This is a genomic window from Streptomyces sp. NPDC031274 (assembly GCF_055570235.1).
Genome location: NZ_JBVIHP010000017.1, coordinates 64,031 through 82,844, shown reverse-complemented (window position 1 = coordinate 82,844; position 18,814 = coordinate 64,031). Strand labels below are relative to the sequence as shown.

The following is an 18,814-nucleotide window of genomic DNA, read 5'->3' as shown; positions in this document are numbered from 1 at the left end:
CTGAATGCGCCCTGCCGCAACCTCTGCGGCATGACCACCACCACATCTCGCTCGCTAGCCATCGCGGCCACGGGGCTGCGCAAGGCTTACGGCGACAAGACCGTCCTGGACGGCATCGACCTGGCCGTCCCCGAGGGCACGATCTTCTCCCTGCTCGGCCCGAACGGAGCGGGCAAGACCACCGCCGTCAAGATCCTCTCCACTCTCGTCCCGGCCGATGCGGGCGACCTGCACGTCGGCGGCCACGACCTGGCCGTCGACCCGCAAGCCGTGCGGTCCGGGATCGGCGTCACCGGGCAGTTCTCCGCCGTCGACGGCCTGATCACCGGCGAGGAGAACATCCTCCTGATGGCCGACCTGCACCATCTCCCCCGCCGTGAAGGCCGCCGGGTCGCCGCCGAGTTGCTGGAGCGCTTCGATCTGGCGGAGGCCGCGAAGAAGCCCGCCGCCACCTACTCCGGCGGCATGAAACGCCGCCTCGACCTCGCCATGACGCTGGTCGGCAATCCCCGGATCATCTTCCTCGACGAGCCCACCACGGGCCTCGACCCCCGCAGCCGCCACAACATGTGGGCCATCATCCGCGAGCTCGTCGCCGACGGCGTGACCGTCTTCCTCACCACCCAGTACCTGGAGGAGGCCGACCACCTCGCCGACCGCATCGCGGTGTTGAGCGACGGCAAGATCGCCGCCGAGGGAAGTGCCGACGAACTGAAGCGGCTGATCCCGGGCGGGCACGTCCGGCTCCGCTTCACCGACCCGGTCGCGTACCGGTCCGCCGCCTTGGCCCTGCGCGACGTCACCCGGGACGACGAAGCACTGTCGCTGCACATCCCCAGCGACGGCAGTCAGCGCGAGCTGCGCTCCATCCTCGACTGGCTGGACTCCGCGGGCATCGAGGCCGACGAGCTGACCGTGCACACCCCCGACCTCGACGACGTCTTCTTCGCCCTGACCAGCGGCACCGATCGGCCCACCAGCCAGCCCAAGGAGGCCGTCCGATGAGCTCCCTGCCCCTGGCCGTACGCGACTCGTCCACGATGCTGCGCCGCAACCTCCTGCACACGCGGCGCTACCCGTCCCTCACCCTGAACATCCTGCTGACGCCGATCGTCCTGCTGCTGCTCTTCGTCTACGTCTTCGGCGACGTGATGAGCGCGGGCATCAATGGTGGCGGTGCGGACCGCTCCGACTACGTCGCCTACCTCGTCCCCGGCATCCTGCTGATGACCATCGGCGCCACCCCGGCCGGGACCGCGGTATCCGTCTCCATGGACATGACCGAGGGCATCATCACCCGCTTCCGTACGATGGCCATCCACCGCAGCTCCGTACTCATCGGGCACGTCGTCGGAAGCGTGCTGCAGGCGGTCATCAGCGTGACCCTCGTCGGCGCCGTCGCCGTGGCCGTCGGGTTCCGGTCGACCGACGCCACGGCCCTGGAGTGGCTGGCGGCTTTCGGGCTGCTCGTCCTGGTCGCCACGGCGTTCACCTGGATCGCGGTCGGGATGGGGATGGCCAGCCCGAATCCGGAGGCGGCCAGCAACAACGCGCTGCCGCTGATGATCCTCCCGCTCATCTCCAGCGCCTTCGTCCCCGTCGACGCCATGCCGGGCTGGTTCCAGCCCCTCGCCGAGCACCAGCCGTTCACCTCTGCCATCGAGACCCTGCGCGGGCTGCTCCTCGGCAGCGAGATCGGCGACAACGGCTGGATCACCATCGCCTGGTGCGTCGGACTCGCGGTGCTCGGCTACCGCTGGTCGACGTCGTTGTTCAACCGCGCCCCGGAGTAAACGCGCGGGCCGCCTCCCACAGCTCGTCCCGCTCCAGGGCGGCGTACCGCGACACCGCGTCGGCGTACGCCGCCCGGTCGGCGCCCTCGGCCGCCTGCCGGGCGCGGGCCGCCGACATCGTCGGCTGGAACTCGCGCGGCACCCGCAGCCGCTCGGCCAGCGCGATCATCCGTACGCCGGAGATCTCCCCGGACACCAGGCCCACCATGCCGAGCGCGTGCAGCACCGTCCCGAGCACGGGGAGCTCCATGGGCGAGCGGGGCGGGCCGACGAGCAGTGTCTCCAGCCGCCCCCGCAGCCGGTCGACCGGCTGCGCCACGAGTTCGAGGCGACGGGCGTGTGCGTGCGCCGTCACCGCCGCCGACTGGATCTGCAGCGCCCACGGGTCGAGCCAGGGGTCGCCGCCGTGCAACGAACCGGCCTCGGGCATCCGTTCCAGGGCCCTGCGCCACCGGCCGAGCCCGTCATCCGTAAGACCGCGGGCGAGCGCGATCTCGGCGCGGGCCCCGAGGTCCGGGCTGTAGAAGGCGTCCTCCTGCGGCAGGTCGTCACCCTCCGTCTGCCGCAGCCAGTACTCGGCCTCCTCAGGGTCTCCGCGCTGTAGACAGGCGAGGACGAGGGCCGAGCGGATGCCGATGTAGTCGTGTTCGTCGCCGAGCCGCGGCAGTTCTGCCAGCGCCGCCTTGAGGTGCTCGTACGCGGCCGTGCCCTGCCCCGTCCGCAAGCTCAGCTCGCTCAGCCGGGAGTGGCCCATGAGCTGCGTCGACGGGTTGTCCACCGGAGCCAGCGCGGCGATCATCCGGCGGGCCGACGCGAGCGCGCGGTCGATGTCGTGCTCGTACTCCCAGACGTAGGTGGCCACGCACTCGGCGATACCGGCGACCAGCGGCTGCGTGCTCGCGCAGAGCGTGCGCAGCACGTCGTGGTCGGGGGGCCGCATCTCGGGGATCGCGCTCAGCACTGCCGCGACGGCACGCGGCAGGGTGTCCGGCGGGGCAGCGGGAAGCCGCCGCAGGGTGATGAGCTGGCGTACGGCACGCGGGCCGTGGTTCATGAACAGGCCCGCCGTGCACAACACCGCGGCGGCACGGGCGACTTCGACGTACTCGGGGCCTGGGCGGTAGTGCGACAGCGGCGGGCCGGTGTCCGCTGCGAGGGCCGCGAGGCGCGGGTAGTTGGAGTCGGTGGACCACAGGGCGGCGAGGACGGCGGTGAGGGCGGCGATGGCCGGGCCGTCCGCGCGCGCCAGGGCGTGCCGCAGTGCCGGTACGAGGTTGTCCTGCTCGGCCCTGATCCGTTCCCGGGCGGCCAGTGGCCGTGAGCCGAAGAGCGCGTCGTGGTACGCGACTCCGAAGTCCCGCGCCCAGGTGAGGAACCTGCCGATGGCCTCGTGGTCCTCCCCGGCTTCCGCGCGGCGGGCCGCACTGAACTCCCGTACGGTCTCCAGCATCCGGAACCGCACGCCGACCGGGGTGTCGACGACGGTGAGCAGCGACTGACCGGCCAGCTGTTCGAGCAGGAACAGCGCGTCCTCGCCGAGGACCTGCTCCGCCGCTTCGCCGCAGAACCCGCCGGGGAAGACGGACATGGTGCGCAGCGCTGCTCTGGCGTCCTGCCCGAGCAGGTTCCAGCTCCACTCCACGACCGCGTGCAGCGTGCGGTGCCGCTCCGGGGCGTCCCGTGCTCCGCCGCGCAGGAGTGCGAACCGGTCGCCGAGGCGGCGGGCGATGTCCGGTACCGAAAGGACCCGCACCCGCGCCGCGGCCAACTCCACGGCGAGCGGCAGCCCGTCGAGGTGACGGCACAGCTCGGCCACCGCGTCCGGCGGCAGGTGCACGCCGCTCCTGGCGGCCCGGGCGCGCTGCGTGAACAGCTCGACCGAGGTGTCGGGACCGAGCTCCGGCAGCGCGTACACCGCCTCCGACGTGAGGTCCAGCGGGGCCCGGCTCGTGGCGAGCACCCGCAGCTCCTTCGAGGACGCGACAAGAGTTCGTACGAGGTCGGCGGCGCCCCGGATGATCTGCTCGCAGTTGTCGAGGACCAGCAGAGCGGGCCCGGAACCGAGCACGCCGAGGATGCCGGACACCGGGTCGGCCGGGGTGTGGCCGCTCACGACGCCGTGACGCCCCTCGCCCGCGCCGAGCGCGGCGGCCACCTCCGCGGCCACGTCCTCGTCCGCGGTGACTCCGGCGAGCGGCACGAAGTGCACCACGCGCTGCTCGGCCCGGCGGCTGACGGTGTGCGCGAGCCGGGTCTTGCCGAGGCCGCCTGGGCCGACGACCGTGACAGCGCGGGAGGCGTGCAGCAGCCGCTCCACCGCCGCGATGTCCTCGTCACGGCCGATGAGCGGGTTCGGCTCGTGCGGCACACCGTGCCTGACCACGGGTGCCTCGCCGCGCAGCAACTCCTCCTGTACGGCCCGGAGCCCGGAGCCCGGTTCCGTGCCGAGCGCTTCGCGCAGCTCACGGCGGTACGCCTCGTACCGCGTCAGGGCGGAGGACGGGCCCGCCGTCGCCGCCTCGCCGCGCAGCGACTCGGCGAGGACTTCCTCGTCTCGCGGATGCTCCGAGGCGACCATGGCCAGCGGCCCGGCCGCCTCCGCGTGCCGTCCGAGGCGGGCCAGGGCGAGCGCTCGCGCGCGGACGAGCGCGCCGCGGACGGGGGCGCGTTCGGAGCGCAACGCGGCTACGGGGTCGTCGGGGTCGGCTGCCACGGCAGGGGTGCCTTTCCACAGCGCGAGTCCGGCATCGGCCGCCGCCAGCGCCCCCGCGTGGTCCCCGGCCCTGGCCCGCTCCGCGCTCACGGCGGCGTGCCGCAGCAGGGCGGAACTGTCGATCCGGTCCTCGGCGAGGGTGAGCCGGTAGCCGGTCGGCGTGCTCGCGATGACGTCGGCGCCCAGCTGCGCCCGCGCCCTGGACACGAGGACCTGCAACGCCTTCCCCGGCCGCTCCGGCAACACGTCCGGCCACAGCCCCGACACCAGCCGTTCGGTGCCGCAGCCCGTGCCCACGTCACCCGCGAGCAGCGCGAGGAGGCCGCGGAGAAGGGGCGCTGTGACCTCCTGCCCGCGATAGGCGACACGCGGCAGCAGGGTCAGTTCGGTGGTCACCCGTGCAGATTAGCCAAGGCGCCCACCGCCCCGGCTGCCGCCGCGGCCGGACGGGAGCTCAGCCGGGCATCTCCTCGATACGTCGGCGGTTGAGCAGATGCGGGGCGGGCAGGGCCCTGCCCCCGCACGGCCCTGCCCCCCCGCCTGCCGCGTCTGAACTCCCGTACGGGTGAGCGCAATCTGTCCCCGCCCGGCCTCCGCCGTCGGCACGCTACGAAGATCCCACAGCGTTCCCTGCGAATGCAGTCCTGTGTCCTCACACCTTGTCCAGCCTGCTCGCACCGCTCAGGTCGCCGCACCTGATCCTGCAACCGGCCGTCGCGCCATGCGCGATCCGCACCCGCCGAGCTTGGGGCCAGGGCCTCGGAGCGCCCTGCTGTCCGCCACGGTGTTGGCTCTGGTCATGGTCACCGCACAGCCCTCATCGGCCCGTATCGCGGCCCCTGCCACATGCGTCAACGGCCAGAAGGACTCACGCGGGCGGTCGTCCGTCGACGGCGGGGAGATCGCGTGGGAGGACGCGACGCAGTTCACCGGCGCACGACGGCACGCCCAGAAGGCCTGGACGAGGACCGGGCTCGATCGGGTGAAGTTCCCCGCCGACGACGCGACGCGCTACGCCGATCTGGAATGGTCGGACGTCAACACCTCCCGACCTCCGTGGAAGAACATCCTCGGACTCTGGAAAGGGCTTCAAGGCACCGACAGCCTGCGCCCGAACAAGGCGTATCTGGGGGCCGGGAAGCAGTACGGGGACACCAGGTCCCGGCGGACGATCGCCGCGCACGAGCTTGGCCACGCCCTGGGGTTCTGCCACAAGAAGCCTTCGTCCTACCGCTCGTTGATGGCTCCACACATCTACGACATGTCCTCCAATGGAACGCCGACGCCACGAGACCGGCGGAACTACCACGCACTGTGGGGCTGAAAGGCAGAACGATGAGCGAGCTTCGCCGCCGCCTGGCGGTCGCCTCGGCAGCACTGACGGTGCTGGGATGTGTCGCCTGGAGCGCGTACAGCCTCAGCGGCCCCGGGGCGGACAACGGTCCCACCGAAGCGGTCACGCTCTACGACCCTCAGGACGCCCGGCAGGTCGCGGGAACCGCCGACGACGTGTTCGTCGGCACGGTGGTGGGCCGGACCGGCGAGCGGGACATCTACGGCGTCTTCTCCGACCTGTACGCCATTCGTGTCGGCGAGGTCTTCAAGGGGGACGTGCGCGACACCACCACCGTCAGCTACTACCAGGGGGAGGAACCGTTGGCCGAGGGCGCCGCCTACGTTTTCGCGACGGGGCGCGTACCGGACGGACAGAGCCATGCCGTACTCCTGGAGACCACCCCGGCTCCTGTCACCGACCTCGACGCTCCGGCCCGGACGATCTCCACGGCCGCCACATCCGACGGTCGGACGATCAGCGAGTACTGGACCTGGGCCGTGGACCACGAGATCGACGTCTCCCCGGGCCAGCGGCAGTAGAAAACCGCACGCCCGGCCATCAGGGAGTATCCCCGGACCAGTCAAGACGCCGCCGGTCGCCGGGCCGCGGGTCGTACATCGCCCGCCCTCCGGCGCCGAAATGCCCGAGCTCCGTGGGCAGGGCGACGCCCGTGTCGATCTCACCCTTCGTCCAGCCGGTGACGTCGAGCAACAGCCCGTCCAGTGGACCGCCGACCAGCTCGGCATAGTCCCGTCCCGGCTGTGGCCCCTGCCGGGGGTCGTCATGGTCCTGGCCGTAGACCCGGCCGCGCAGCAACTCCTCATCCCTGTCCATGCATCCCACACTCGCAGCCACCACTGACAATCCGGTCCTGCTCAGGCTCGCGGCGGGAGGAGGTCACTCACCGCCCGGCAGCGGCAACGGCAGCTCGGGATGCTGACGCAGCGCCTCCAGAACGGCGCGCACCGCCGCGCGAGGCGGTGAGCCGCGGCGGATCGCTGCCGTGATCGTGCGCGTCACCGGAGTGGCGAGTTCCCTGGTGGCGACGTGGCAGCGGCGGTCGATCGCGAGGCCGGGAAGGAGCGCGATCGACAGTCCGGCCTCGACGTGTTGCAGGGTCATCATGTAGTTGCTGAACCGGCACACCACCCGCGGCTCGAAGCTCGATTGACGGCAGAGTCGTAGCGCGAGATTGGCCATGTACGACTGCGGTATGTCGAACGCCCATGGCTCGTCCGCGTAGGCCGCGAGGTCCACGGCACCGCGCCCGACCGCGGGATGTCCGGGCGGGACCACAAGGAGGACCGGGTCCGTGGCCAGCGGCACGAGGTCGAGGTCCGGTCCCAGCGGCAGCTCGTCGAAGTCCGTGGTCGTGATGATGATGTCCGCGTCGCCGCCCCGCAGCGCGGGCATGCTCGCGTGCGGTTCCAGTTCGAGGAGTTCGACGTCGAGATGCGGATGCTCGCGTGCGAGGCGGCTCACCGCAGGCACGGCCATCGTGTGGATCGCACTCTGGAACGCCCCGAGGCGCACCAGTCCGGCCGGTTCCTCGCCGAACCCGCGCAGCTCCGCCTCCACGCTGTTCATGTGGTCGAGGATCGCCCGCGCCCGCCGGGCCAGGATCAGCCCGGCCGGGGTCAGCCGCACGCGGCGGCCCGTTCGTTCGAGCAGTTGTGTGCGCGTCTCCGTCTCGAGGACGGCGAGCTGCTGAGACACGCTCGACGGGCTCAGATTGGCGGCCTGGGCCACCGCCCGCACGGTGCCCAGCGTGTCGAGCTGGCTCAGCAGCCGCAGCCTCCAGGGGTTCATCACACCCCCCATTGTTGTGCGGTTCTGCCGAACAGGAAAGCCGGATTAGTGAGATGGACGTGTCGCTCAACCGCCGCCTACCGTCGGCGACATGACCACTTCGACCAGCGACCTTCCGTCCGCCGAAACCTTCTGGTCCGACAGCGAGAAGCATCTCGTGCGCTACGGCGGCGAGTTCACCCGCGAGATCATCGACCGTGCCGCCGGGAGTTTCCTGTTCACCGCGGACGGCCGCAAGATCCTCGACTTCACCTCTGGCCAGATGAGCGCGATCCTCGGCCACTCGCACCCGGAGATCGTCGCGACCGTCCAACGGCAGGTGGCGACCCTCGACCATCTCTTCAGCGGCATGCTCAGCCGCCCGGTGGTCGACCTCGCCCGACGGCTCTCCGCCACGTTGCCCGCACCGCTGGAGAAGGCGCTGCTCCTGACGACCGGCGCCGAGTCCAACGAGGCCGCGATCCGGATGGCCAAGCTCGTCACCGGCAAGCACGAGATCGTCTCGTTCGCGCGGTCCTGGCACGGCATGACGCAGGCCGCCGCGTCCGCCACCTACAGCGCGGGACGCAAGGGTTATGGTCCTGGCGCGCCGGGCAACTTCGCCATCCCCGTGCCGAACACGTACCGGCCCGACTTCACGGCGGAGGACGGTTCGCTGGACTGGCGCCGTCAGCTGGACTTCGCCTTCGACCTGATCGACGCCCAGTCGACCGGCAGCCTGGCCGCGTGCCTCGTCGAACCAATCCTCAGCTCCGGCGGAATCATCGAGCCGCCCGTCGGGTATTTCGCGGCCCTGCAGGCCAAATGCCGGGAGCGCGGCATGCTGTTGATCCTCGACGAGGCCCAGACCGGCCTGTGCCGCACCGGGACCTGGTACGCGTTCGAGCGCGACGGTGTCGTTCCCGACATCCTCACGCTGTCGAAGACGCTGGGCGCGGGCCTGCCCCTTGCGGCGGTGGTGACCAGCGCCGAGATCGAGCAGGAGGCGTACGAGCGCGGGTTCCTGTTCTTCACCACGCACGTCGCCGACCCGCTGGTGGCCGCGGTCGGCAACACCGTCCTCGACGTCCTGATCGGCGACCGGCTCGACGAGCGGGCGCGTTCGCTCGGCGCGTTCCTCCACCACGGCCTGAGGGACATCGCCACGCGGCACGCGGTCGTCGGCGACATCCGTGGCCGGGGCCTGCTGGCCGGGCTCGAACTCGTCGTCGACCGCGAGACGAAGCAGAGCTCGGCCGAGCTGGGTGGGCAGGTCACCAGGCGCTGCCTCGAACTCGGCCTGCACATGAACATCGTCCAACTCCCCGGCATGGGCGGCGTCCTGCGGATGGCACCCCCACTGACCGCCACCGAGGACGAGCTTTCGCTCGGCCTGACGATTCTGGACCAGGCGATCGGCGAAGCCCGCGCCGCGCTCTGAGACGCAGGCTCACCGCGGCACCTTCCCGCCACGTGAGGAAAGTGGGCTACACCGCTCCCGCTCTGTTACGGCGTAGGGAAAGTTGCCCCCTCACTCGGCCGCCGGTCAGGACGTCCGGTCACGCGACCAGGCGCAGCCAGGCCTCCGCGAGTGCGGCGTGACCGGCCGGGGTCGGGTGTACTCCGTCCGCGGCCCAGTACTCCGGCCCGGTCCTCGCGGCGAGTTCGGCGAACATGTCGTCCGCGGCGATCAGGTGCGCGCCGTACTCGCGGGCGAGCTCGCGCACAGCCTGGATCTTCGGGTCCAGGTCGGTGCGCCATTCCTTTCGCTCTTTCTCTCCGATGAGTGCGGCACCGGCCTCGATGACGCCGTGGATCGGCAGGAGGAACGCCGCGACGCGCAGCGGGAAGCCGAAACCGAGACCGTCCTCGCTCGCCAGCCGTTGGCAGTCGGTGATCGAATCGCCGGTGAACATCACGGTGCTTCCCGGCCGAACAGTGATCGGACTCGGAAGGCACTCCCCCATCAGGTACCTAGTTGGTACCGTTGAGGCATGCCGTCTCTGAACGTGACTTTCACCGACGAGGAGCTCAAGGGTGTCCGCGCGGCCGCGGCAGCCGAGGGCAAGAGCCTCAAGCAGTACCTGCACGACCTTGGAGTCCGTGAAATGGAGCGCCAGAAGTTCGTCGCGGGCGCCTCCGCATGGGCCGACCGGCTGCGGGCCGAGTTCGACGCGGCCAACCCCGAGGAGATTCCGCCCTCCGCGCGTCACGAGGGGTCCGCGGCCGCCTGATGGTTCTGTACGTAGACGTCTCCTGGCTCCTGGACGTCCAGGAGTTCGCCGTCGCCCCCGAGGACATGACGGTTTCGGACTACTCCGCGCTGGTCGCCGCCGTCGCACGTCACAAGACGAAGCTGCCGACCCTGGAGTCCGCCGACCCTGACGCCGCCTGGCGCGCAGCGGCCCTGCTGCACACCATCGTGCGCCTGGAGCCACTGCCTTACCGCAACAGCCTGTACGCGGCGTTCGTGGCCGCCCAGTACATGGACCAGTCCGGCGAGGGCATCGATCCGCCCTACGGAGCGCTCTCCGACCTCATCCGGAAGATCCGCGACAGCCGCGTCAATGTCTACGCCGTCGCCGACCAGCTCAGGTCCTGGAAAGTCTGACCCGGCCTTCACCGTGTGCCGTGTGGCGCAATCGCGCGACGCTGCGGACTGACATTCCGCTTCGCGGGTACCCGCGCCTCGCTCTCCCGCTTTCCGCTGGACGCCGAGGAGGCTCGGATGACGTTCCACCCCCCTGAACAGCAACGTTTCCCTCTGGAGCGGGGACAGGACCGGTGAGGGGGCCGTCCCTGCTCTCCGGTGCACTGGTCGGCGTAGGGCTTGCGGCGTTCGTCGACGAGATGGTGTTCCACCAGTTGCTGCACTGGCACCACTTCTACGACAAGGCATCGAGCGACGCCGGCCTGGTCTCCGACGGGATCTTCCACGCTTTCGGCTGGCTGGCGATGGTGGCGGGCCTGTTCCTGTACGCGGATCTGTGGCGCCGGGGTGCCCGGCAGCTCACCGCCTGGTGGTCGGGCCTGTGTCTGGGGCTGGGCGGCTTTCAGCTGTACGACGGCACGTTCCAGCACAAGGCGCTCGAGCTGCACCAGATCCGCTACGGCGTGGATCTCGCACCGTACGACTGGACCTGGAACGTGATCGCCGTGCTGTTCCTGCTCGCCGGCGCGCTGCTCCTCGTGCGGGCCCGCCGATGACGCCTGTGGTGCTGATCCTGGCCACAGCCTGTCTCGGCTATGCGATGGCGGCCCGGCGGCTGCGCCGGCGCGGCGATCGGTGGCCGCACCGGCGTGACGCGGCGTTCTGCGTGGGCGGCGCGGTGCTCGTCACCTCGCTCGCCGCTCCGTGGGGCGGGTGGCCGCCGTTCACCGGGCACATGGCCGCCCATCTGGGCACGGGGATGATCGCCCCTCTCCTGTTCGTGCTCGGCCGACCCGTGACGCTGGCGCTTCGCGCACTGCCGGTGGGCCCACGGCGGCGGCTTCTCTCCTGTGTACGTTCCCGACCGGCGGCCCTGCTCGTGTGGCCACCGCTGGCCGCGCTCGTGCACATCGCGGGCCTGTGGGCGGTGTACCGCACGCCGCTCCTTGCCGCCGGGCACCACCGGCCGTGGCCGCACACACTGATCAGCGTGCATCTTCTGGCCTCCGGCGTGCTGTTCACCTTCGCCGTCCTCGCCCTGGACCCGCTGCGCCACCGTGCCGGGTACGCGCTGCGGGGCGGCGCCCTCCTCGCCGCGTCGGCCGCGCACGGAATTCTGGCCAAGTCGCTGTACGCCACGGGGCCGCCCGGCACCTCCTACGCCACGGCCGACCTGCACCTCGCGTCGTACGTCATGTACTACGGCGGGGACGTGATCGGCATCGCCATGGCCGTGCTGCTCGGGCACCAGTGGTACGCGGCCGGGGGCCGGGCCCTTGGACGGCGGGCCCGGTGCGCCCCCGATGCGGACACCGGGACACCAGGTCGGCCGTGGGGCGGGAAGGCTCTCCTGCCGCCCCGTCAGCACGCTCCATGACACCACCGCGTAGTGCGGGCCACGCGGGGTACCCGGCGCGCGCCCGTCCCCGGAACCCGGAGGTCCCATGCTGTTCGAAACCATCACCGTGCCCGACGGCGAGGGGGCGCTCACCGGTGAACTGACCGTGCCGGACACGGCGTTCGGCGTCGCGGTCCTCGCCCACGGCAGCGACAGTTCCCGGCACAGCCCCCGCAGCCAGGCCGTGGCCGACGTCCTGCACGACGCCGAACTCGGGACACTGCTCATCGACCTGTTCACCGCCGACGAAGCCGCAGCGGACAGGGAGAACGGTCGAGACCGCTGCGACATCGATCTGCTGACGCACCGGCTGATCGCGTCCGTGGACTGGCTCGCCGCCCGCGCCGCCGATCTGCCGCTCGGCTTGTTCGGTGCGAGCACGGGAGCGGCGGCCGCGCTCGGCGCCGCGGCCGCCAGGCCCGGCCTCGTGGACACGGTCGTCTGCCCCGACGGCCGTCTCGACCTGGCCGGTGACGAGGTGCTCGGCCAGGTGTGCGCGCCGGTCCTGCTGCTCGCAGGAGGGCGCGACATCGAGGCACTGCGGATCAACCGGCAAGCGGCCAACCGGCTGCGTGTCCTGAGCCGGCTGCGCGTGATCCCCGATGCCACACATCTCTTCGAGGACGCGGGAGCACTGGACGAGGTCGCCGCCGTGTCGGCCCGGTGGTTCACCGGCATGGGGCACGTGCAGCACTGAGCGCCCCGGTCGGCGCTCCCGCACGGCGGGGGCGGCGGCCGGTGCCCACGCCCCTCTCTCGACACGTGACCGACATGCGACCGACATGCGACCGGCATGTGACCGGCATCACAGCGCGCCACGCCACATCCTCAGGTCATCATATGACCTGATCGCCGCTCGGATGGAGAGCCGTCCGGGCCGCACCCCGGACGCACGGCACAGCGAGACGAGGATGGGCATGAACGACCAGGACAGGCCGGGGCAGCCGCGCGTGGGCGTGGTGGGTCTCGGGGCCATGGGCCTTGGCATGGCGCGAAGTCTGCGGGACGCGGGCTTCGATGTGGGTGTGCATGATCTGCGCCCCGATGTGGCCTCCGCCTTCGCCGACGACGGTGGCACCGCCTTCGCCTCCGCCGGTGAACTGGCGGCCTCCGTCGACGTCCTGGTCGGCGTCGTGGTCAACGCGGCGCAGGTCGAGTCGGTCCTGTTCGGCGCCGACGGCGCGGCCGAGCGCCTTCACCCGGGCTCCGTCTACGTCATGTGCTCCACGGCCGACCCCACCTGGTCCGCCGAGCTCGAGCGGCGTCTGGCCGAGCGCGGTCTGCTCTATCTGGACGCTCCCGTATCCGGGGGTTCCGCGCGGGCCGCGAGCGGTGAGCTCACCATGATGACCTCGGGCGCCCCCACCGCGTACGCGATCGCCGATCCAGTGCTCGAGGCCATGAGCAGCACCGTCTAGTCGTCGGCGCGGCGGCCGTGCTGACCACCAAGAAGGATGTCGTCAACCGATGACCCGGTCCGGTACCGGCCCCACCACAGCAGGAGCGAGCATGCCGAGGTTCGCCGCGAACCTGTCCATGATGTACACCGAGCACGACTTCCTCGACCGTTTCGCCGCGGCGTCGGCGGACGGCTTCGAGGCCGTCGAGTACCTCTTCCCCTACGCCTACGAACCCGAAGAGCTGCGCCGCCGGCTCGACGACCAGGGCCTGCGGCAGGTGCTGTTCAACGCGCCGCCCGGCGCCTGGGATTCCGGAGAGCGGGGCATCGCCTCGCTCCCCGGCCGCGAAGCCGAGATCCGCTCCGGGATCGAACGGGCGCTGGAGTACGCCGCGGTGCTCGGCTGCGGCCAAGTGCACGTGATGGCCGGCATCGTGCCGCCGGACGCGACACCCACCCAGCGGGCCGCGCACCGCGACACCTACCTGGCCAACCTGGCCTGGGCCGCCGAACAGGCCGCAGCCGTGGACGTCGACCTCCTGATCGAGCCGATCAACGGCCGTGACATGCCGGGCTACTTCCTGCACCGGCAGGCCGAGGCGCACGCGATCGTGCGGGAGGTGGGCGCATCGAACCTCAAGGTGCAGCTCGACCTGTACCACTGCCAGATCGTGGAGGGCGACCTCACCACGACGCTGCGCCGCGACCTGCCCACCGGTCGCGTCGGTCATCTGCAGATCGCGGGCGTGCCCGACCGCCACGAGCCCGATCGGGGCGAACTCGACGTCCGCCACCTGTTCGACGTCGTCGACGAGCTGGGCTTCGACGGGTGGATCGGCTGCGAGTACATCCCCCGGGCCGGTACGAGCGAGGGGCTCGGCTGGCTCAAGAACTCCCCCTGGCCGGGGAACCACCGAGGAGAACGCGCATGAGGATCGTCATCACCGGTGGCTTCGGCTTCCTGGGACGGCAGGTCGCCGACGCCTTGCTGAAGCGGCGGACCCTATGCAGGGCGCCCATCGACCGGCTGGTGCTCGCCGACCGGTTCGTGCCCGCCGCGGCGCCGGTGACGGCCGATCCTTCCCCAAGCTCTTCGAGCAGGGGATACCCCGTGGTGGACGTCGTCCAGGGCGATCTGAGCGAGCGCCTCGACGAGATCTTCGCGCAGCCGGTGGACGTTCTGATCCACCTGGCCTCCGCGGTCTCGTCCGAGTGCGAGGCCGACTTCGACCTCGGCATGAGCGCCAACCTGGACACCACCCGCGCGCTGCTCGACGCGGCCCGCGCACAGGCGGCCACCGGCGGGCCCATACCCCGGTTGGTGTTCTCCAGCAGCGTCGCGGTCTACGGCTCGGACCCCGCGCTGCCGCTGCCGCCCGTGGTCAGCGAGTCGACGCTGCCCGCGCCGCAGTCCAGCTACGGGACGCAGAAGCGGGTCTGCGAACAGCTGGTCGCCGAGTACACGCGCCGGGGCTTCGTCGACGGCCGCGTGGCGCGCCTGATGACCGTCTCGGTGCGGCCGGGCAAGCCCAACGCGGCCGCCTCCGGCTTCCTGTCCGGCATCGTCCGCGAACCCCTCGCCGGCCTGCCTGCCACCTGCCCGGTCAGCCCGGACCTGCGGGTCGCCCTTGCCTCGCCGCGGCGCACCGTCGAGGGCATCCTGCGCATCGCCGAGGCCGAGCGCGGCAGCGGACCCGGCGATCTCCAGGGCGGGCTTCCGGTCAATCTGCCGGCGCTGACGACGACGGTCGCCGACATGCTCGACACGCTGCGCCGGGTGGCCGGTGATGCCGTCGCCGACCTGGTGACGGTCGCACCCGACTCCGCCGTCGAGGCCATCGTCGGCTCGTGGCCCGCGGTCTTCGACAACGCGCGCGCCACGGCGCTCGGCCTCCGGCCCGACGAAAGCTTCGAGTCGATCATCCGGGCATACGCCGATGAGCACCCCGAAGCCGTAACGGCCGGCCCCCTGCCCTCAGCCGGGGCGATCAGGCCCTGACGGATAGACTGACGAGCATGTTCTCCAAGGTGAGTGGCCCCATTCGGCTAGCGGACCGGGTCGCCGCGATCCTCTCGGAGGAGATCGAGTCCGGACGTCTCGCCGAGGGCGACAAGCTGCCGACCGAGGTCGAGTTGGTCAAGCAGCTGGGCGTCAGCCGCACCGTGATCCGCGAGGCCGTCTCCCGGCTGCGCAACGCGGGCCTGGTCGAACCGCGCCAGGGCCGGGGCGTGTTCGTCATGCCCCGGCGCACCCGGCCGCTCGACCTGGAGGCCGAGTACTCCGGCACCAAGTCCAAGGTGCTGCAGATCGTGGAGGTCCGCCGCGCCATGGAGGGCGAGGCGGCCTCCCTTGCGGCCACCAGGGCCACACCGGACGACGTCACCCGGATGCGGCGGTCCCTGGCCGCGATCGACGAGGCGGTCGCGGCCGGCGGTGACGGCGTGGACGAGGACCTGGCGTTCCATCAGTCGATCGCCGAGTCGACCGGCAACGCGGTGATGGTCTCGACCGTGCGGTATCTGGGCGAGGTCATGCGCGGCGGCATCCGCGTCACACGGGCCAACGAGGCACGGCGCAACGATTTCATCGAGGCGGTACGGGTGGAGCACCACGCCATCCTGACGGCCATCGAGTCGGGCGACACGGAGGCGGCCCGCAGCGCCGTACGCCGCCACATGAAGCACGCCGCGTCCCGCCTCCAGGACGCGGACGAGGGCTTCTGGACGGAGACGGACGACCTCAAGGTGGACCTGGACTCGGCGCCGTGAGGTGACATCGGCTCGATGGGACCCGCTGTCACGCGGGCTCCTCGCTCAGGAACTCCGTGACCAGTTCGGGCGGGTTGGCGGCGCGGGTCAGGGCGAACATCTCGTCGGGGTCGAACATGTCGTAGAGGATCACCGGCAGAGGCCGCCCGAGGGCGCTGACGAGCGTGCCGTCCGTGTGGAGTCGGCGCGCCAGGTCGACGCAGAGCTCGTGGAACTGTTCCGCCAGCTGTTCGCCGCGCTCGTCCTGCTCCTGCTCGGAGAGGTCGTCCTCGTCCTCGTACCAGAGGCCTTGCGCCACCGCTTCCCGCCGGTGCAGCTCGGTGCCGACCGGATCGCGTACGGGATCGTGGCCGACGGCGCGGACGCCTTCCAGCCCTGACGGCGGGAAGTAGGCGTAGTTCCAGCGTGCCTCCCACGGCTCCGACCCGCTCTCCTCCGCGAGCACCCGGGCCACCTCGGTCTCGGTGTTGTAGCCGATCGCCAGGTACGGGAACCTCGGGTCCTGGTCGACGCTGTCGATCCGGAACGTGACCGCGTAGATCTCGGAGGTCAGCTCGTCGGGGAACTCGGCGAGGGTACGAAGCGCCGCCTTTCCCATGTGCAGTCGGAATGTCATCAACAGCTCTTCTCCTGGGCCGCGGTGAGTCAAGGCCTAGCTGTTCTGTCCCGGGAGGTTGTGGACGGGTGAGGCAGGTCTCGGCTGAGGGATCTTGAAACAGGTGAGGGCATTCCGGTTCGGTGTGGATTGCGACGTCTACACCAACAGAAAGGCCCTCGTGCCCCCAGTGCCTCCAGGTCTCCAGGTCTCCAGGTCTCCAGGTGGAGGACGCTTGTTCAGTCGATGACCGCGGTGGCCTCGACCTCCACCAGATGGTCGGGCACATCCAATGCCGCCACGCCCACCAGCGTGCCCGGCGGTACCGGAGTGACCCCCAGCTTCGCGGCCGCCCGGGCTACTCCCTCCCCGAAGAGGGCCATCTTGTCGGGGGTCCAGTCGACGACGTACACGGTCAGCTTCGCCACCTCGTCGAAGGAACCCCCGGCCCCCGCAAGGGCGGTGGCGACATTGAGGTAGCACTGCTCGACCTGAGCGGCGAGGTCACCTTCGCCGACCGTGACCCCCTCGGCGTCCCAAGCGACCTGTCCGGCGATGAACACCAGCTTCGACCCCGTCGCGATGGACACCTGCCGGTAGGCATCGATTTTCGGCAACCCGTCGGGATTCACCAGAGTGATGGCCATGTTGCCCGTCTCCTTGTCATGAGAGCCCGCGCTGTCCTGAGAGCCTGCGGGCGCGCGTCCACCCGGCCAAGACGCTCGTGGTCTCCGGGAGTTACTGGGAAACCCTAGGGAAGTGGCCACTGACGTGGAAGAACGCACTTTGCGGTGACTGGGGCACCGTACGGTGACCAAGGAGCTCAGGGGCTCACTCCTGGCGGGCCGCGTGATTCCCTGCCCACACGGCAGGAGTTCGGCCCGACCACGGGCATGCTTGTTCGAGTTGCCCGGCGAGGCGGAAGAGGCGGTCTTCGAGCCCGTATCCGGCGGCGAACTGCATACCGATCGGGAGCCCGGTCTCGGCGTCGGCCGTCACCGGCACGGACATGGCGGGCGTGCCCGACACGTTGAACGCCGCGGTGAACGGCGAGAGGTCGAAGAGGCGGCGAAGCCAGCCGAGGCCGTCCAGTGTCTCCACACCCTCGGCGTGTGTGCCCAGAGGCACGGGCAGCTCCGGCAAGGTCGGAGTGAGCAGCACGTCGTGAGCGTCGAAGTACCGTGCCAGGCTTCGAGCCACCCGGTTCCGGATCGCGAGCGCGTCGACGAACTGGGCGCCGCTGACCCGCTGTCCGTAGTGGTAACCGGCAAGGACGGGCGGCTCGAGGGTCGAGGAGTCGACGGGCCGGCCGAAGGCGGCTGCCAGCTCGTCGACCGAGGCCGTGAGATTCGCCGTCCACTGGCGGGCGTTGGCCAGCACGAACTCCTCCCAGTCGGCTCCGAGATCGACCGTGACCTCCTCCACACGATGGCCGAGGGATTCGAGTAGCCGCATGGTGCGGGAGAGCGCGTCGACAACCGGTGCGGCGGTGCGGTGTCCGCCCCACGCGTGGGTGAGGACACCGATCCGCAGTGAGCCCGGGTGGCGGGTGACTTCCTCCGCGTACGGCCGGGACGGCTCCTGGGCGAAGTAGGGGTCCCCCGGTTCCGGGCCGCGGATCTGGTCGAGCAGCACCGCACTGTCGCGGACCGTGCGGCTGACGCTGCCGTGCACGGCCAGGCCGTTGAAGATCTCGTCGAAGTAGGGGCCCACGGAGACCCGGCCACGGGTGGGCTTCAACCCGAACAGGCCGTTGTAGGCGGCGGGTATGCGGATCGAGCCCGCCGCGTCGGTGGCGTGCGCGATCGGGACCACCCCGGCAGCGACGGCCGCGCCCGCGCCTCCGCTGGATCCGCCCGCGCTGCGTGTCAGGTCCCACGGGTTGCGGGTCGCGCCGTACAGCTCTGGTTCCGTCGTGGTGCTGTAGGCCATCTCCGGTGTCGTCGTACGCCCGAACGTCACGAGTCCGGCACGGCGGAAGCGCACCATGAGCGAAGAGTCGGCGCCGGAGACGTTGCCGACCGCGAGGCGGCTGCCCAGCTCCATCCGCTTCCCCGCCATGGCGACCGCGATGTCCTTGATCAGGAAAGGGACCCCGGCCAGCGGTGTGCTGCCGGGGCGGGGCTCGTCATCGGCCGGCCATGTCTCCACGATGGCGTTGATCCGCGGGTTGACCACCTGCGCGGCCTCGCGTGCGGCTGCTTCCAGTTCGGCGGGGGTCACTTCGCCTCTGGCCACAAGATCCGCGAGCCCGACCGCGTCGAAGCTCACGTATTCGGCAATTCTCACTGTCACTCCCGAAGGAAGAAAAGATACCGTCAAGTTCCGAACGATACCGATCGGTATCGTTCGGAACGGACTGGTACCGTAGC

21 protein-coding genes are annotated in these 18,814 nt (G+C 70.8%); 14 read left to right on the top strand and 7 right to left on the bottom strand.

The annotated features are described in order from the left end of the window. Positions 1–30 precede the first annotated feature (30 nt). Together ACZ5CR_RS25990 and ACZ5CR_RS25985 are read left to right on the top strand one after the other, a co-directional pair. On the top strand, positions 31–1,005 hold the full coding sequence (locus tag ACZ5CR_RS25990) for an ATP-binding cassette domain-containing protein (protein ID WP_468861451.1): 975 nt from the start codon (positions 31–33) through the stop codon (positions 1,003–1,005). Then, positions 1,002–1,793 carry an ABC transporter permease gene (locus ACZ5CR_RS25985; protein ID WP_468861449.1) on the top strand — a complete coding sequence of 264 codons (792 nt, stop codon included), beginning with the start codon at positions 1,002–1,004 and terminating at the stop codon, positions 1,791–1,793. The genes ACZ5CR_RS25990 and ACZ5CR_RS25985 overlap by 4 nt, the downstream gene beginning before the upstream one ends. On the opposite strand, the gene ACZ5CR_RS25980 is transcribed toward ACZ5CR_RS25985, so the two are convergent. After that, positions 1,774–4,902: an ATP-binding protein gene (locus ACZ5CR_RS25980; protein ID WP_468861447.1), complete on the bottom strand. Its 3,129-nt coding sequence runs from the start codon at positions 4,900–4,902 to the stop codon at positions 1,774–1,776. The genes ACZ5CR_RS25985 and ACZ5CR_RS25980 overlap by 20 nt on opposite strands. A 325-nt stretch (positions 4,903–5,227) precedes the next feature. Here ACZ5CR_RS25980 and ACZ5CR_RS25975 point away from each other — a divergent pair, with 325 nt between their 5' ends. Continuing rightward, positions 5,228–5,830, top strand: a complete 603-nt coding sequence (locus ACZ5CR_RS25975) for a matrixin family metalloprotease (protein ID WP_468861445.1) — start codon at positions 5,228–5,230, stop codon at positions 5,828–5,830. Positions 5,831–5,841: 11 nt separating this feature from the next. Next, positions 5,842–6,381 carry a hypothetical protein gene (locus ACZ5CR_RS25970; protein WP_468861442.1) on the top strand — a complete coding sequence of 180 codons (540 nt, stop codon included), beginning with the start codon at positions 5,842–5,844 and terminating at the stop codon, positions 6,379–6,381. Between the two features lie 19 nt (positions 6,382–6,400). Here ACZ5CR_RS25970 and ACZ5CR_RS25965 read toward each other — a convergent pair whose 3' ends face one another. Together ACZ5CR_RS25965 and ACZ5CR_RS25960 are read right to left on the bottom strand one after the other, a co-directional pair. Then, positions 6,401–6,676, bottom strand: a complete 276-nt coding sequence (locus ACZ5CR_RS25965) for a hypothetical protein (protein ID WP_389907573.1) — start codon at positions 6,674–6,676, stop codon at positions 6,401–6,403. Between the two features lie 63 nt (positions 6,677–6,739). Next, entirely contained in the window at positions 6,740–7,651 is a 912-nt protein-coding gene (locus tag ACZ5CR_RS25960; RefSeq protein ID WP_468861440.1) for a LysR family transcriptional regulator, read from the bottom strand. 91 nt (positions 7,652–7,742) lie between these two features. Between ACZ5CR_RS25960 and ACZ5CR_RS25955 the strand changes: the two genes are divergently transcribed. Further along, positions 7,743–9,071 (top strand): aspartate aminotransferase family protein, encoded by a 1,329-nt coding sequence (locus ACZ5CR_RS25955; protein WP_468861437.1) that lies wholly within the window; start codon positions 7,743–7,745, stop codon positions 9,069–9,071. A gap of 118 nt (positions 9,072–9,189) precedes the next feature. Here ACZ5CR_RS25955 and ACZ5CR_RS25950 read toward each other — a convergent pair whose 3' ends face one another. Further along, positions 9,190–9,546: a hypothetical protein gene (locus tag ACZ5CR_RS25950; RefSeq protein WP_468861434.1), complete on the bottom strand. Its 357-nt coding sequence runs from the start codon at positions 9,544–9,546 to the stop codon at positions 9,190–9,192. Positions 9,547–9,624: 78 nt separating this feature from the next. On the opposite strand from ACZ5CR_RS25950, the gene ACZ5CR_RS25945 reads away from it, so the two are divergent. The 9 genes from ACZ5CR_RS25945 to ACZ5CR_RS25905 all read left to right on the top strand — a co-directional run bounded on the left by ACZ5CR_RS25945 (position 9,625) and on the right by ACZ5CR_RS25905 (position 15,847). After that, entirely contained in the window at positions 9,625–9,864 is a 240-nt protein-coding gene (locus tag ACZ5CR_RS25945) for a hypothetical protein (protein ID WP_363212908.1), read from the top strand. Further along, positions 9,864–10,241, top strand: a complete 378-nt coding sequence (locus ACZ5CR_RS25940; RefSeq protein ID WP_453540016.1) for a toxin Doc — start codon at positions 9,864–9,866, stop codon at positions 10,239–10,241. The genes ACZ5CR_RS25945 and ACZ5CR_RS25940 overlap by 1 nt, the downstream gene beginning before the upstream one ends. 173 nt (positions 10,242–10,414) lie before the next feature. Next, complete coding sequence (locus ACZ5CR_RS25935) at positions 10,415–10,837, top strand: DUF2243 domain-containing protein (RefSeq protein ID WP_468861431.1); 423 nt, start codon at positions 10,415–10,417, stop codon at positions 10,835–10,837. Next, on the top strand, positions 10,834–11,658 hold the full coding sequence (locus tag ACZ5CR_RS25930) for a cytochrome c oxidase assembly protein (protein ID WP_468861429.1): 825 nt from the start codon (positions 10,834–10,836) through the stop codon (positions 11,656–11,658). Before ACZ5CR_RS25935 ends, ACZ5CR_RS25930 begins: the two co-directional genes overlap by 4 nt. Before the next feature lie 67 nt (positions 11,659–11,725). Next, entirely contained in the window at positions 11,726–12,376 is a 651-nt protein-coding gene (locus tag ACZ5CR_RS25925) for a dienelactone hydrolase family protein (RefSeq protein ID WP_468861427.1), read from the top strand. A 163-nt stretch (positions 12,377–12,539) separates the two neighbouring features. Next, on the top strand, positions 12,540–13,097 hold the full coding sequence (locus ACZ5CR_RS25920; RefSeq protein WP_468861425.1) for an NAD(P)-dependent oxidoreductase: 558 nt from the start codon (positions 12,540–12,542) through the stop codon (positions 13,095–13,097). 91 nt (positions 13,098–13,188) lie between these two features. Next, positions 13,189–14,010: a 2-oxo-tetronate isomerase gene (gene otnI / locus ACZ5CR_RS25915; protein WP_468861423.1), complete on the top strand. Its 822-nt coding sequence runs from the start codon at positions 13,189–13,191 to the stop codon at positions 14,008–14,010. Next, entirely contained in the window at positions 14,007–15,077 is a 1,071-nt protein-coding gene (gene denD, locus ACZ5CR_RS25910) for a D-erythronate dehydrogenase (protein ID WP_468861422.1), read from the top strand. The genes otnI and denD overlap by 4 nt, the downstream gene beginning before the upstream one ends. Before the next feature lie 17 nt (positions 15,078–15,094). Continuing rightward, positions 15,095–15,847: a FadR/GntR family transcriptional regulator gene (locus ACZ5CR_RS25905; protein ID WP_468861420.1), complete on the top strand. Its 753-nt coding sequence runs from the start codon at positions 15,095–15,097 to the stop codon at positions 15,845–15,847. Positions 15,848–15,875: 28 nt separating this feature from the next. Here the strand turns inward: ACZ5CR_RS25905 and ACZ5CR_RS25900 are convergent, their stop codons facing one another. From ACZ5CR_RS25900 to ACZ5CR_RS25890, 3 genes are all read right to left on the bottom strand, one after another. Next, positions 15,876–16,463 (bottom strand): hypothetical protein, encoded by a 588-nt coding sequence (locus ACZ5CR_RS25900; RefSeq protein ID WP_468861418.1) that lies wholly within the window; start codon positions 16,461–16,463, stop codon positions 15,876–15,878. A 218-nt stretch (positions 16,464–16,681) separates the two neighbouring features. After that, positions 16,682–17,089 carry a RidA family protein gene (locus ACZ5CR_RS25895; RefSeq protein WP_468861416.1) on the bottom strand — a complete coding sequence of 136 codons (408 nt, stop codon included), beginning with the start codon at positions 17,087–17,089 and terminating at the stop codon, positions 16,682–16,684. A gap of 184 nt (positions 17,090–17,273) precedes the next feature. Continuing rightward, the gene (locus ACZ5CR_RS25890) at positions 17,274–18,731 is read right to left on the bottom strand and encodes an amidase (protein WP_468861414.1); all 1,458 of its coding nucleotides are present in this window, start codon (positions 18,729–18,731) and stop codon (positions 17,274–17,276) included. Positions 18,732–18,814 lie beyond the last annotated feature (83 nt).